The organism is Microbacterium koreense, assembly GCF_042677105.1.
GTDB classification, from domain to species: domain Bacteria; phylum Actinomycetota; class Actinomycetes; order Actinomycetales; family Microbacteriaceae; genus Microbacterium; species Microbacterium koreense.
In genome coordinates, this window is record NZ_JBHTIM010000001.1 from 439,395 (window position 1) to 453,655 (window position 14,261).

The 14,261-nt window shown below is 67.2% G+C and carries 13 protein-coding genes and 1 tRNA gene; 7 read left to right on the plus strand and 7 right to left on the minus strand.

Translation table 11 applies throughout. From position 1 onward, the window contains the following. From ACFQZV_RS01940 to ACFQZV_RS01960, 5 genes are all read right to left on the minus strand, one after another. Complete coding sequence (locus ACFQZV_RS01940; protein ID WP_378751737.1) at positions 1-465, minus strand: heat shock protein transcriptional repressor HspR; 465 nt, start codon at positions 463-465, stop codon at positions 1-3. A gap of 22 nt (positions 466-487) precedes the next feature. Next, on the minus strand, positions 488-1,480 hold the full coding sequence (locus ACFQZV_RS01945) for a DnaJ C-terminal domain-containing protein (RefSeq protein WP_378751739.1): 993 nt from the start codon (positions 1,478-1,480) through the stop codon (positions 488-490). Between the two features lie 17 nt (positions 1,481-1,497). Further along, on the minus strand, positions 1,498-2,088 hold the full coding sequence (locus ACFQZV_RS01950; RefSeq protein WP_378751741.1) for a nucleotide exchange factor GrpE: 591 nt from the start codon (positions 2,086-2,088) through the stop codon (positions 1,498-1,500). Positions 2,089-2,092: 4 nt separating this feature from the next. Next, on the minus strand, positions 2,093-3,952 hold the full coding sequence (dnaK, locus tag ACFQZV_RS01955; RefSeq protein ID WP_378751743.1) for a molecular chaperone DnaK: 1,860 nt from the start codon (positions 3,950-3,952) through the stop codon (positions 2,093-2,095). Positions 3,953-4,295: 343 nt separating this feature from the next. Then, complete coding sequence (locus tag ACFQZV_RS01960; protein WP_378751745.1) at positions 4,296-4,868, minus strand: hypothetical protein; 573 nt, start codon at positions 4,866-4,868, stop codon at positions 4,296-4,298. 144 nt (positions 4,869-5,012) lie between these two features. Between ACFQZV_RS01960 and ACFQZV_RS01965 the strand changes: the two genes are divergently transcribed. Next, positions 5,013-6,410, plus strand: coding sequence for an MFS transporter (locus ACFQZV_RS01965; protein ID WP_378751809.1), 1,398 nt, complete (start codon positions 5,013-5,015; stop codon positions 6,408-6,410). Between the two features lie 18 nt (positions 6,411-6,428). Here ACFQZV_RS01965 and ACFQZV_RS01970 read toward each other — a convergent pair whose 3' ends face one another. Continuing rightward, positions 6,429-8,369 carry a BCCT family transporter gene (locus tag ACFQZV_RS01970; protein ID WP_378751747.1) on the minus strand — a complete coding sequence of 647 codons (1,941 nt, stop codon included), beginning with the start codon at positions 8,367-8,369 and terminating at the stop codon, positions 6,429-6,431. 146 nt (positions 8,370-8,515) lie between these two features. Further along, positions 8,516-9,121: a dCTP deaminase gene (dcd, locus tag ACFQZV_RS01975; RefSeq protein WP_378751749.1), complete on the minus strand. Its 606-nt coding sequence runs from the start codon at positions 9,119-9,121 to the stop codon at positions 8,516-8,518. A gap of 56 nt (positions 9,122-9,177) precedes the next feature. Here dcd and ACFQZV_RS01980 point away from each other — a divergent pair. The 6 genes from ACFQZV_RS01980 to ACFQZV_RS02005 all read left to right on the plus strand — a co-directional run bounded on the left by ACFQZV_RS01980 (position 9,178) and on the right by ACFQZV_RS02005 (position 14,155). Continuing rightward, a tRNA-Gly gene (locus ACFQZV_RS01980) sits at positions 9,178-9,251 on the plus strand. Between the two features lie 212 nt (positions 9,252-9,463). Beyond that, on the plus strand, positions 9,464-10,069 hold the full coding sequence (locus tag ACFQZV_RS01985; protein WP_378751751.1) for a hypothetical protein: 606 nt from the start codon (positions 9,464-9,466) through the stop codon (positions 10,067-10,069). 562 nt (positions 10,070-10,631) lie between these two features. After that, positions 10,632-11,615, plus strand: a complete 984-nt coding sequence (locus ACFQZV_RS01990; RefSeq protein WP_378751753.1) for an FUSC family protein — start codon at positions 10,632-10,634, stop codon at positions 11,613-11,615. Positions 11,616-11,679: 64 nt separating this feature from the next. After that, positions 11,680-12,372, plus strand: coding sequence for a TetR/AcrR family transcriptional regulator (locus ACFQZV_RS01995; protein ID WP_378751755.1), 693 nt, complete (start codon positions 11,680-11,682; stop codon positions 12,370-12,372). 39 nt (positions 12,373-12,411) lie between these two features. Next, positions 12,412-13,356: an ABC transporter ATP-binding protein gene (locus tag ACFQZV_RS02000; protein ID WP_378751757.1), complete on the plus strand. Its 945-nt coding sequence runs from the start codon at positions 12,412-12,414 to the stop codon at positions 13,354-13,356. Between the two features lies 1 nt (position 13,357). Continuing rightward, on the plus strand, positions 13,358-14,155 hold the full coding sequence (locus ACFQZV_RS02005; protein WP_378751759.1) for an ABC transporter permease subunit: 798 nt from the start codon (positions 13,358-13,360) through the stop codon (positions 14,153-14,155). Positions 14,156-14,261 lie beyond the last annotated feature (106 nt).

Below are 14,261 nucleotides of genomic sequence, written 5' to 3' on the forward strand. Positions count from 1 at the left end.
TCAGCGAGATCCGTCGGTATCCGCTCCGTCTTCACGGGGCGGTGGCTCGGGCCGCCATCGCACGATGTCGGTGGAGCGGCGAACGCGCGTGCCACGGCGAACCGTGACGACTGCGCCCGTGGAGCCGGCCGCGAACACCCGCGCGCCGGGGCGCCTCTCGACCTCGGCACGGACGCGGTCTTCGAGGTCGCGCACGCGCAGATGAAGCTCCTGCACCCGGCTCTCGAGGTCCAGAATGCGGATGATGGCGGGGAGTCCGATGCCCTCGGCCGAGAGACGTGCGACTTCGCGCAGTTGTTCGACATGGCGCACGGAGTACCGGCGCGACCCGCCCTGTGTGCGGGCGGGAACGACCAGACCGAGCCGGTCGTACTGTCGGAGGGTTTGGGGGTGCATGCCCGACAGCTCCGCCGCCACCGCGATCGCGAAGATCGGCGCGTTCTCATCGAGCTCGTCTTCGGTCATGCACCTCCACCCCTCTCATCGTCTAGCCGCGGGCCTTGGCCATGAGGTCGGCGCGCGGATTCTCTTTCGGCTCGAGCGACTGGAAGCGCTCGAGTGCTTCACGGGCGGCGTCATCCAGGTGTGCCGGAACGGCCACCTGTACCTCGGCGAGCAGGTCTCCTGTGCCCTTCTGGGTTTCGACACCGCGCCCTTTCACCCGCAGGACGCGGCCCGACGGTGTGCCGGGCGCGACGCGGAGCTTGACCGGGTCACCGCCGAGGGTGGGGACTTCGATCGTCGCGCCGAGGGTTGCTTCGGTGAAGGTCACCGGAACCTTGACGCGCAGGTTGAGCCCGTCGCGTTCGAAGACCGGGTGGGCGCGCACGCTGACCTGAACGATGATGTCGCCGGTCTCGCCTCCGTCCGGCGATGGGCGTCCCCGCCCCCGCAGACGGATCTTCTGACCGTCGACGACCCCCGCGGGGATCTTCACCTTGAACGGCCGGCCGTCCTCGCCCTGCAGGGTGATCGTCTCGCCCTTGGCAGCGGTCGTGAAGTCGATCGTGGTCCGTGCGGTGACGTCGGCGCCGCGGGTCGGTCCACCGAAGCCGCGGAAGCCGCCGGTGGACTGCCCGAAACGTCCGGAACCGAAACCGCCGCCCTGCTGCCCGAACATCGAGAAGATGTCCTCGAAGTCTTCGGCGGAGGTGTAGCGACCGCCGCCGCGGCTCTGTCCGAACTGCGAGAACACGTCCTCGAAGCCGCCGGCGCCCCGGCCGCCTGCCGTGAAGCGGGCGCCGGATCCCATCGCTCGGATCTGGTCGTACTCTTCGCGCTGGTCCCGGTCGCTCAGCACCGCGTACGCTTCGCTGATCTCCTTGAACTTCGCCTCTGCGCTCGCGTCACCCTGGTTCGAGTCCGGGTGATACTTGCGTGCCAGCTTGCGGTAGGTCTTCTTCAGGTCGGCGTCGGAGACGTCCTTGGAGACCCCGAGGGTCTTGTAGAAGTCCTTGTCGAACCAATCTTGACTTGCCATGGATGCCTCCTCCCCTCCTACTCGGCCGGTACGGCGACGACGACCTTGGCCGGCCGCAATTCGACATCGCCGAGGCGGTACCCCACCTCGACGACCTCGAGCACCGTGGTTTCGGTCTGACCGGGCGTCGGCACCTGGAAGATCGCTTCGTGCTGCTGCGGGTCGAACACGTCACCCGTGGCGCCATAGGCGACCACACCGAGCTTCGTCACCGAGCCGCGGATCTTCTCCGCGATCGCCGCGAACGCGGTGCCCTCTTCGAGGTCACCGTGCTTCTCAGCGCGGTCGAGGTCGTCGAGCACGGGCAGGAGGCTCTTGGCCGCCTCACCCTTGGCCCGGTCGATCTCGATGCCACGCTGTGCCTCGGTGCGCCGACGGTAGTTGGCGTATTCGGCGGTCATGCGCTTCAGGTCGGCGAGGTAGCCCGCCGCCTCGGGCGGGAGGTCGACCGCGTCGTCGCCGGTGAGGGCGTCGTCGGTCTGGTCCGCGCCGAGGATGTCATCGACCGTCAGGTCGTCCTGGTGCGACGCGGGGTCGGAGACGTTCGCCTCCGACCCCTCGTCGTCCGGACGGACCTCGTTGTCTTCGAAGTCGTCCTTGTCTGTCATGGCTTTACTTCTTGTCCTCTTCGTCGTCGACGACCTCGGCGTCGATGACATCTTCTTCTTCGGCGGCCCCGGTCTCCTGCGAGGCCTCTTCGGCGGCACCGTCGGCCGCGGCGGCCTGGTTCTGCGCGTAGATCGCCTCGCCGAGCTTGCCCTGGCTCTCGTTGAGCTTGTCGAACGCAGCCTTCACCGCGTCGTCGTCGTCACCGGCGAGGGCCGACTTGAGGTCGTCGACATCCTTCTGGACCGACTCCTTGACATCAGCGGGCAGCTTGTCGTCGTTCTCCGAGATGAGCTTCTCGATCGAGTAGGCGAGCGACTCGGCCTGGTTGCGGGTCTCGGCACCTTCACGGCGCTTCTTGTCTTCGGCGGCGTTCTCCTCCGCCTCACGCACCATGCGCTCGATGTCTTCCTTCGCGAGCGACGATCCGCCCGTGATGGTCATCGACTGCTCCTTGCCGGTGCCCTTGTCCTTCGCCGACACGTGGACGATGCCGTTCGCGTCGATGTCGAACGTCACCTCGACCTGCGGAACCCCGCGCGGCGCGGGCGCGATGCCCGTCAGCTCGAAGGTACCGAGCGGCTTGTTGTCGCGCGTGAACTCACGCTCACCCTGGAAGACCTGGATCGCGACCGACGGCTGGTTGTCGTCCGCGGTGGTGAAGGTCTCGGAGCGCTTGGTCGGAATGGCCGTGTTGCGCTCGATGAGCTTGGTCATGATGCCACCCTTGGTCTCGATTCCGAGGCTGAGGGGGGTCACGTCGATGAGCAGCACATCCTTGCGCTCACCCTTGAGGACACCGGCCTGGAGGGCGGCGCCCACGGCGACGACCTCGTCGGGGTTGACACCCTTGTTGGCGTCCTTGCCGGTCTCGCGCTTGACGAGCTCGGCGACGGCGGGCATACGCGTCGATCCACCGACGAGCACGACGTGGTCGATGTCGGCCACCTTGATGCCGGCTTCGCGGATGACGTCCTCGAAGGGCTTCTTGGTGCGGTCGAGCAGGTCCTTCGTGAGGTCCTCGAACTTCGCGCGGGTGATCGTCTCGCTGAGCGACACCGGACCGCTGTCGGTGAGCGACAGGTAGGGCAGGTTGACGCTGGTCGACGTGGAGCTCGACAGCTCCTTCTTCGCCTGCTCCGCGGCCTCCTTGAGACGCTGCAGCGCGATCTTGTCGCTGGAGACGTCGACGCCGGTGGTGTCCTTGAACTGCTTCATGAGGTACTCGACGAGGCGCTGGTCCCAGTCGTCTCCACCGAGGCGGTTGTCACCCGAGGTGGCGCGCACCTGGATGGTCGAGAAGTCGTCGTCCTTGCCCACTTCGAGCAGCGAGACGTCGAACGTTCCGCCACCGAGGTCGAAGACGAGGATGAGCTCGTCTTCCTTGCCCTTGTCGAGGCCGTACGCGAGCGCGGCGGCGGTGGGCTCGTTGATGATGCGCAGCACGTTGAGGCCCGCGATCTCGCCGGCCTCCTTGGTGGCCTGACGCTCGGCGTCGTTGAAGTACGCGGGAACCGTGATGACGGCGTCGGTCACGGTGTCGCCGAGGTACTCCTCGGCGTCGCGCTTGAGCTTCTGGAGGATGCGCGCGGAGATCTCCTGCGGCGTCCACTTTTTGCCGTCGACGTCGAAGCTCCAGTCGGTGCCCATGTGGCGCTTGACCGAAGCGACGGTGCGGTCGACGTTGGTGACGGCCTGGCGCTTGGCGGTCTCGCCGACGAGCACCTCGCCGTCCTTGGTGTAGGCGACGACGGAGGGCGTCGTGCGGAAGCCCTCTGCGTTCGCGATGACCTTCGGCTCGCCGCCTTCGAGGACGCTGACGACGGAGTTCGTCGTTCCGAGGTCGATTCCCACAGCACGTGCCATGTGTGTTTCTCCTTTGGTCTGGGATGCGGTGGACACCGCATCCCGTTGTCGTTCCGTAAATGTCGAGGATCGGCTCTCTGAATCACCGGAAGTATTGAGGTTGAGCCGAGATGACTCAACGCTATCGATCAGCGGAGAGCATGTCAAGTGAAGTTGATATGAGTCGACTCAAGTTTGCCGAGAGTTCACCGTGAGCGACCGGCAACCGTCACGAGCCGCTCGCGCGCGAGGATGCGCAGCACCTGCGACGAGATGACGGCGCGCGTGCGGTAGATGACCCGCGCGACCGGCCGGGAGTACCGGCACGTCCTCGAACTCCTCGAAGAAGCCACCCGCGGAACGGTCAGTGGCCGCCCACCGAATGTGCGAGAGTCTGAAGCCCGATGACGAGAAGACCGAGCGCAACCAAGATCAAGAGCGCAACGAAGCTCTGAACCCATGTCAGGCGCGCGCCGCGGATCGCGAGCAGACCGATCACCACTAACGTCAAGACATACACGGCGACGGCAAGCGTGAGCGCGACGTCGACGGGGATCACCTGGATCCAGGCGAGAACGAGCAAGAGGCCCGGAACGACGACTGTGCTGAGACCGCCCAGCGCGATGCGCGCGAGCAGAGCGAACGTCCGACGATGCGGAACCTCGCGATGGACGACCAGGTGCGAGATGACATCGGACACGAAACCCGCCGCGACGATGCCTCCCACGCCGAGCACCAGCGAAAGCAGCGCGTACGCCGCCGACGCGTGTGTGTCCGACGACACGACCAAGACGATCGCCAGCCCTGTGAAGCTGGCGTACACCCGCTCCTTGAAGTAGGCGGTCAGAACACTGGATTGTTCCTCGAGGTGTGAGACACGCGAGTGAGCCCACCCTCCCGGCCCTCGGTGTGCTCGATCCTCCGCGTCCTGCGCCATACCGTCCTCCGTCCGCCGCGCGATCTTACCGCGCCGCGGGCGAGGCGGTAGCGTGAGGCCAGCCGCACCGGAGCGGCGGCGGCATCCGCTCACCCGAGCGAGTCCGCTACCCGATGTTCATCGAGGAGCCCTAGCGTGACCGACATGTCGCTTCCCGATCAGCCCGCGCCGGACTCCGAGGCGGCCGCGGCCGCGTTCGGTACATCAGGCAGCACCCGCCGACGAGGGGTCCTCGCGTGGGCGCTGTGGGACTGGGGGTCCGCGGCGTTCAACGCCGTCGTGACGACGTTCGTCTTCTCGACCTACCTGGCATCGACCCTCTTCGTCGACGAGGCGATCGTCGAGGCCGCCGGCGACAACGCGAAAGACCCCGCGCTGGTCAAGGCGCTCGCCGACAATGCCTCACTCATCGGCATCGCCCTCATGGTCGCCGGGGTGCTCATCGCCGTTCTCGCGCCCGTCCTCGGTCAGCGTTCCGACGGGGCAGGGCGCCGCAAACTGTGGCTCGGCGTCAACACGTTCCTCGTCGTCGCGGCGATGGCCGCCATGTTCTTCGTGCAGGGATCGCCGTCGTTCCTTGTGCTCGGAGCCGTGCTCCTCGCGATCGGCAACATCTTCTTCGAGTTCGCCGGCGTCAACTACAACGCGATGCTCGTCCAGGTCTCGACGAAAGAGAACATGGGGCGCGTCTCGGGCTTCGGCTGGGGCATGGGCTACGTCGGCGGCATCGTGTTGCTGATCCTGTTGCTGGTGCTGTTCATCGGCCTGGTCGAAAGCCCCGGCCCGCTGGGCATCACGACCGACAACGGTCTGAGCATCCGACTCGCGATCGTCGCCTCGGCGGTGTGGTTCGGTGCCTTCGCGATCCCCGTCCTGCTCCGGGTTCCCGAGATCCCCGCCCAAGAAAAGCGGGAGCACGTCGGCTTCTTCCAGTCCTACGCGGTGCTGTGGGGCACCCTCACCAAACTGTGGCGTGGCAACCGCCAGGTGCTGCAGTTCCTCGTCGCCAGCGCGGTGTTCCGCGACGGCCTCGCCGGCGTCTTCACCTTCGGCGCCATCATCGCGGCGCAGGTGTTCGGTTTCTCTTCGACCGAGGTGCTGTACTTCGCGGTGGCGGCGAACGTCGTCGCGGGCACGTTCACGATCCTGGCCGGTCGTTTCGATGACCGCTTCGGGCCCAAAGCGGTGATCATGATCTCGCTGGTCGGCCTGATCGTCGCCGGCAGCGTCGTGCTCTTCATCGGCACCGCCCAAATCGGATTCTGGATCGCCGGGCTGACCCTCACGGCATTCGTCGGCCCGATCCAGGCGGCGAGTCGGTCGTTCCTCGCGCGGATCACCCCGCCCGGACGCGAGGGAGAGATCTTCGGCCTCTATGCCACGACCGGTCGCGCCGTCTCGTTCCTGGCCCCCGGCCTGTTCGCGATGTTCGTCGCGATCTCGGGCGACACCCGTCTCGGCATCCTCGGCATCGTGCTCGTGCTGCTCGCCGGGTTGCTGCTCATGCTGCCCGTGCGGGCGAAGCAGGCACAGATCGACTGAGGCAGGCGCGCGAGCGGCTCAGCCGAGCGGGTCGCGCCCGTCGTCGTCGGATCGGGGATCGGGGACGTCCTCGACGTCTCCGCGCGCTCGCGGGTCGTGCTCGACGATGCTGTCGATGTCGTCGGTGGGCACCCCACCGGCTTCGGCGTTCGCGGCATCCAATGCGCGCTGGGTCGCGTGGCGCGACGGCAGGTCTCCGTCGACGTGTGTGAGCACCGGCGGGAGGGGCGCGGTCGGCAGCGGCACGACGGGGGTGGACACGGTCGGCGCCTCGTGGCGCAGTCCGAACCGACGGGCCACGCGCCGCATCCAAGATGGTTCGTGAAGCGCACCCTCGTCGCTCAGATCCTCGACTTCGAGTCCGTAGTACTCGCCGATCTGGTCGACGAGTTGGGCACGCGCGGCCCGGTCGTACGCGCGCCGCTCCCGGCTGAATGCGATCACCGTCGACCAACACATCAGCAGCATCACGACGCTGAACGGCAGCGCGATGATGATCGCGGCGGTCTGCAGCGCCTGCAGTCCCCCGGTGAGGAGCAGAGCGACGGCGAGAACGGCGGTGGCCAGCGTGAAGAACACGCGCACCCACTTGCGCGGGTTGATCTGACCGCCGGTGGCGATCATGCCCATCACGAGCGCGCCGGAATCGGACGAGGTGATGAAGAAGATCGTGATGAGCAGGATCACGCCGATCGTCAGCACCGGGGTGCCGGGGATGTACTCGAGCAACTGGAACAACGCCGTGTTCAGGTTCACCGACCCGTCGGCCAGGGTCATCGAGCCAGGCCGGGTCAGTTCGAGATACAGCGCCGACCCACCGAGCACGGCGAACCACAGGATCGTGATGAGGGTCGGCACAATGATGACGCCCATGACGAACTGACGAACGGTGCGCCCCCGCGAGATACGGGCGATGAAGATTCCGACGAACGGCGACCACGAGATCCACCAGCCCCAGTAGAACGACGTCCATGCCGCCTGCCAGGCCTCGCCGGCCGCTCCCTGGAACGCGCTGACGTTGAACGACAGTCCGATGAAGTTCTGGATGTAGTTGCCGATCGACTGCACCCAGTCACGCAGCAAGAACTCGGACTGCCCGAACACCAGGAGGTACAGCACCAACAGCCCCGCCAGGATCAGGTTGGTCGACGAGAGCCATTTCATGCCCTTCGTCACACCCGAGAGGACCGACATCAGAACGAACACGGTGATGACCGCGATGATCCCGACCTGCACCGGTTCGGTCGGCTCGAGGAACCCGATCGAATCGAGACCGGCGCTGATCTGCAGCACGCCGAGTCCGAGCGAGGTCGCCACACCGAAGAGGGTCCCCACCAGCGCGACGACATCGATCGCGTTGCCCCACCCCGACCGCACGCGCCTGCCGAGCAGCGGCTCCAAGGCCCACCGGATCGAGATCGGGCGCTTGCGACGGTGGATCGCGTATGCCAAGCCCAACCCGACGATCACGTAGATCGACCATGCCTGCACACCCCAGTGCAGGTACGTCTGACTGAGCGCGTCCTGCGCGAGGTCCTCGGGGGTGCCGGTGAGACCCGGGCGGGGGTTCACGAAGTGGCTGAGCGGTTCACTCACGCCGTAGAACACCAGCCCGATGCCCATGCCCGCGGCGAAGAGCAGCGAGAACCAGGCCCCGAGCGAGAACTCGGGCTCGTCGTCATCGGCGCCGAGGCGGATGTCGCCGAACTTGCTGAACCCGATCGCGAGAGCGAACACGACGAAGAACGCGGCGATCAGCACGTAGTACCAGTTGAACGCGTTGACGATCGTGGACTGGATCGCCCCGAACGCCGCCTCGGCGAGATCCGGGGTGAACAGAGCGAAAGCACTGAACGCGAGCACGATGACCGAGGCGGGCCAGAAGACCCAGGTCTTGATGGTGCTCTTGTGGTGTGGGCTGGGCGTTGTCGCGCTGGGCGCGGTCTCCGTCGAGGCCATATGTTCCAGCCTATCCACGGGGTTCTCCGGCCCGCACCTGTGCCCGACCGCGGTCCGCCTCAGCAGCGCGGGCGCGCGCCTCTTCCCCGCATCCGCCCGCAAGAAGCCCCGCCATCGCGCCGGACAGCAGCGCGACCGGGATGCGGTCAGGCGCCGCGGGAGCCGGCGTCGGTCGTGCCGACGTCGGTGCGGTGGAAGTTCTGGAACGACCGGGATGCGGTGGGCCCACGCTGACCCTGATAGCGGTTGCTGTAGGGGCCGGTTCCGTACGGGTTCTCGGTCGGCGACGACAGGCGGAAGAAGCAGAGCTGCCCGATCTTCATGCCCGGCCACAGCTTGATCGGCAGCGTCGCGACGTTGGAGAGTTCGAGGGTGACATGCCCCGAGAAGCCGGGGTCGATGAATCCGGCCGTCGAGTGGGTGAGCAGCCCAAGCCGACCGAGCGACGACTTTCCCTCCAGGCGCGCGGCGACGTCATCGGGCAGGGTCACCTGCTCGTAGGTCGAGCCCAACACGAACTCGCCCGGGTGCAGGATGAACGGCTCGTCCGGGTCGACCTCGATCAGGTGCGTCAGCTCCGGCTGATCTTCGGCCGGATCGATGAACGGGTACTTGTGGTTGTCGAACAGCCGGAAGTACCGGTCGAGGCGCACATCGACACTCGACGGCTGCACCATGGCAGGGTCGTACGGTTGCAGGCCGATACGGCCCGAACCCAGTTCGGTCTTGATGTCGCGGTCCGAGAGCAGCACGCGACAAGCATAAGTGGATGCCGCTTTTGCTAAGCTTGCCGAACGCTCACGCGTATGGGGATGTAGTTCAATGGCAGAACTTCAGCTTCCCAAGCTGATAGCGCGGGTTCGATTCCCGTCATCCCCTCCACGCCTCGACGTGTCGTCCGCAGGACGGCGCGGCGAGGCTTTTGTGCGGATGCCGTCGGAACCGACGCCGCATGCGGGCTAGTCGAGCATCCACTGCGTGGGAGCCGCGTGGTCAGAGCTCGCGGAGATTGCTAGCGTCAGTCGCACATGAGCACCCATAAGACTCCAGGTCGCACCGTGACGCGAGCGCCGAACTCAGCTCGGAGCGCCGCCGTGTGGGTGGTGCTCCTGAGCGGTTTGGTTGCGATCTTGATTGGCCCGGCCACGTCTTGGCTTGTCCGTGAGCAACTGCACGTCAATTGCTCGATGGGCGCCCCCGGTTCGGAGGGCGCAAACACGTGGGCGTGCAGCGACGGCATCGGCTATCTCGGGGTTGCGCTAGTCCTGGGCGCTATGTGGTTCGTCGTCGTCCTGTCCGGCTCGCTCGTCGCGGGCCTTGTCCGGCACGAGCGCGCTGCGCGAGTGCTGTTGTTCATCCTTGCCGCTATATCCAGCGGTTGGATCCTCGGCTGGACTTGGTATGGAGCCGACAGATTGGTCGGCGATGAGTACGCTCCGGTATCGGGGCCTGGCTACTGGGCGATGGCCGTGGGGCCGGCCGCGATTGCTTGCGCTGTGGCTCTGCTGGCTGGACTCGCCGGTCTCGTCATACGTGGACGCGTGGCCTGCATTTTCAGTCTGGCCGCGGTGATCGCTTTCGCGGTGGCCATCTTGCTGCAACCGGGACTCAGCATCAACGTGGTGCCGGCGGCGGGCGTCGCCGCTGCAGCAACTGCCCGCGCGTGGCCACCCGGGGCAGGCGCCGAGGCTGTGCGCTGAAGGAGCGCCCAGCAGGCACGATCGTCCTGGATTTCGATGCACAAGGCCACCGACACTCTGACGGCGGGAGAAGGTTCATCGGGGTTGACCGAATTGACTACACTCCGCGAACAGCGTGGCTCGTCCTCGCGGTGATCGCCTGCCCGAAGCATGGCCCTGGCAGGCGGTGTTCGACCGGCTCTTCCGGGCCGCACACGCTCCGCCACCCGCCCGCGTCATCTGACCACCGCCGCGACCGCGGCACGACCAAGGACCAAGTGGACGACCGGGATGCGACGCCCGGAACTCACCCCTGCCCGCAGCCGATCATGCCGCGCCGATCACGCCGACCGCCGGACGCAGGTCGGAGAGCGCAAGAGTCGATTAGCGCCAGTGGGCACGCGATCCATCACGCGAAGGCAGTTAGATCTCCCCGATGGCGAGCCCGAGTCGAAGATAGAGGTCGCTGACCGCCGTTTGTGCGGAGAAGATGTCGGCTCGCGTGATCGGGAACGGCCACAGGTCCGCACAAACGGATCTGCCCGGGGCCGCGCGGTTCTCCGGGGACTGCCAGGATCGGTTCATGGCTCTCCCCCTCAGCCCCGCGCGACTCGCCGTCCTCGTCGTGGTGGTCCTCGCGCCGATCGTGGCCGTGGCTGCCACGCCGCTGTCGAGTGCCCTGGGCCCGACCGTGCTGGCGGTCATCGCCACCGCAGGGTCTGTGCGTCGGGGGACGCCGGCGATGTGGCGGATGTCGGCATCCTCTGCGCTCGTCGCCCTCCTCGCCGCGCTCGCGGCGACCACCGGTGACGCACTCCCCGCGATCGGTACCGTTCTGGTGGTGCTCACCGCGCTGGCGACCAGCGCGCTCCCCCGCTTCGGCCTGACCAGCTCCGGCGCCATGGTGGTCACGATGGGCGCGCTCCTGATGATCAAGCCGATATCGACGCCCGTGGATGCCGCAGGCCCCTGGGCGGCAGCACTGTTCGTCGCCGTGGTCGTCGGGGCCACCACCGCGTGGATCGCCGGGGTACTGTCGTTCGCGCTGCGCAGTCACCCGCTGCCGAAGCCCGAACTGCCGGATCCGACCGTGCCGTACAGCATCCTGCTCGCCGTCCTCGCCGGTGGGTTCACCCTCGCGAGCCTCCTGTTCTTCCCCGACTCGAACGCGTGGTGGACGGTGTTGACCGTTGCGATCATCTTGCAGCCGACGCGCGGCAAGTTGTGGTCGAAGCTCGGCGCGCGCGTCCTCGGCACGCTGCTCGGTGGAACCGTCGCGGCGCTCCTCGCGGTGGTCCTCCCCACGACGATCGCACCGGCCGTGGTGGGGTTCGTCGCGCTCGCCGCCAATGTCGTATTGACGGTGCGCGGCGCTCCGTATTGGCAATCGGCCACCGCGGTCACGGTGACAGTCGTCATGCTGACGTTCGAGCGTGATCAACTGCTGCAAGGTGACCTCGAGCGCATCTTGTTCACCGTGCTGGCAGCCGCGGTCACCGCTGCGGCGGTGGTCCTGTTGAGTGTCCTGCCGTCATCTCGTCAGCGGGCATCCGCATCCCAGAGCTGACGACGAACGCGGGGCGAAGGACAGCCCCTTGACCGCGACTGAACGCGCGTTTAGTCTGTTGAACATGCGTTCAGCCGAGAGCCCGACACGGGCGCGCATCCGCGACGTGGCCATCGCCATGTTCGCCGAGCGGGGCTACGCCGAAGCGAGTCTGCGCGACATCGCGCGAGAGGCGGATGTGAGTGCCGCGCTGATCCTTCACCACTTCGGCTCCAAGGACGGCCTGCGCGACGCGTGCGACGCATACGTCGTCGACGTCTTCGTCTCGAACAAGGGACACCTCGCCGGCACCGGCGCGCAGGAGATCATCCGCGCCTCACTCGCCGACCGCGAGCGCTTCATGCCGCTCGTCGACTACATGGCACGGATGCTGACGACCGCCGGTCCTGTCTCCGACTCGCTGTTCGACGAGTTCCTCGGCGGCACGCGACGCCTGCTCGAGCAACAGGCCGCGGCGGGAATGCTCCGACCGCAAGACGACATGGACGTCACCGTCGCCACCATGACCATGTACAGCCTGGCTCCCGTGCTCTTGCGCCACCACCTCAGCCGGGCGCTCGGAAGCGACGCCCTCGACGACGAGGTGCTGCGCCGACTCACCATGCCGATTCTCGAGCTCTACACGCACGGACTGTACGCCGACGACCGGCTCCTCGAAGCCGCGCGCGCCGCGCTGGCGCACCCCGTCGGACCGCGCTCGGACAAGGGCGAGAACGACCCGAATCAGGATCCCGACCCGCCACACGCGGCATCCTGATCCGTTCTCCCTCCCGACTCTGTGACGAAAGGAGCAGGGATGACCCCTGCCATCGAACTGGAATCGCTGCACAAGCGGTTCGGCCGCCACACCGCGGTGCACGACCTGACCCTGTCGGTCGCGCCCGGTACCGTCTTCGGCCTGATCGGCCCGAACGGCGCCGGCAAGACCACCACCCTGCGGATGCTGCTCGACATCATCCGCCCCACCTCGGGCACCGCGCGCGTGCTGGGGGAAGACCCGCGCACCGGCGGCCCGGCGCTGCGTCGCCGTATCGGCTTCGTGCCCGGCGAACTGCGCATGGAGGGCCGTGTCACCGGGCGCGCCCTGCTCGATTTCTACGCCAGCGTGTCGGGGTCCGTCGCCCCGGGTCGCGTGGACGCGTTGGCCGAACGGCTCGGATGCGACCTCACCCGCCCGGTGCGCACTCTCTCGAAGGGCAACAAGCAGAAGGTGGGTCTGATCCAGGCCTTCATGCACGAGCCCCCCTTGCTGGTGCTCGATGAGCCGACGAGCGGGCTCGACCCGCTGGTTCAGCGCGAATTCCTCAGTCTCGTGCGCGAAGCCCGCGACAACGGGCAGACCGTGCTGCTGAGCTCGCACGTTCTCAGTGAGATCCAGCAGACCGCGGATGACGTCGCCGTGCTGAGCGCCGGGAGCATCGTGGCGCGCGGCGCGGTCGCCGACCTCCGACTCGGCGCGGTCCGTCGCGTTCGCGCGGTGTTGACCGACGCGGATGCCGAGCACGTCGCCCGTGACCTCGCTCCGCTCTCACCATCGCACCCCGTGGACGTTCGTACCCACGACGACCGCGTCATCGCCCACGCGACGATCGAGGGGGACATCGACCCGCTGGTCAAGCTGCTCGCCCGGTTCCATGTCGCGGAGCTCGTGATCGAAGAGCCGGATCTCGAAGAGTCCGTCCTGCGGCTCTACGGCGAGGACGGCGGCCGAGCTGCCACCCGGCCGAACGGAGGGAACTGACATGCGCAGCATCCTTCCCGTCACTCGGCGCGGCCTGCGCGAGTCCTGGCGTGGGATCCTCGCCTGGGCAATCGGGCTGACCGGCGCCCTCGCGTTGTACCTGCCGCTGTTCCCGTCATTCGGTTCGAACGGCTCGCTCGAAGAGATCATCGCAACCCTCCCACCCGAAATGGTCGAGGCGATGGGGTACGACCAGATCGGCTCAGGGCCGGGGTATGCCCAAGGCACGTTCTTCGGACTGATCGGTTTCGTGCTCCTGGTGATCGCGGCGACCTCGTGGGGAGCGGCAGGAATCGGCGGCGCCGAAGAGTCCGGCCGGCTCGAGCTCGACCTGGCCCACGGCATCGGACGCGTCCCGTACGTGCTCGAGGTCGCCCTGGCGATCGGCATCCGTCTCGGCATTCTCGGCATCGTTTCGGGCGGCGTCGTCGCTCTCCTCAACGGGCCCTCCGAACTCGCCCTGTCGGGTGAAGGCATCACCGCCGGAACCATCGCGCTCATCGGCCTGGCAGCCGTCTCGGGCGCGGCCGCTCTGTTAGGCGGCGCACTCACCGGTCGGCGCGTGGTCGGAGTCGCGCTCGGTGCAGGCATCGCGGTGTACGGCTACGCGCTGCAGGCCGTGGCGAACCAGTCCGACGATCTGGCGTGGGTCGAGACCCTGTCGCCGTATTCGTGGGCCTATGCCACATCACCGCTCGAGACCGGGTTTTCCGGAGGCATCGCCGTGCTGTGGGCGCTGGCCCTCGTGTTCGTCACGGGAGCGATGGTGTCGCTGCGGCAACGCGACATCACCGGGTAGGCGAACGGCTGGGGTCGATCGTGCAATCGAGGACCGCGCCGGTGGCCAGGGGTGGCGTCAGCACAGGACCGCTCAGGTGCGCAACGTTAGGTGATGCGCGGGAAGT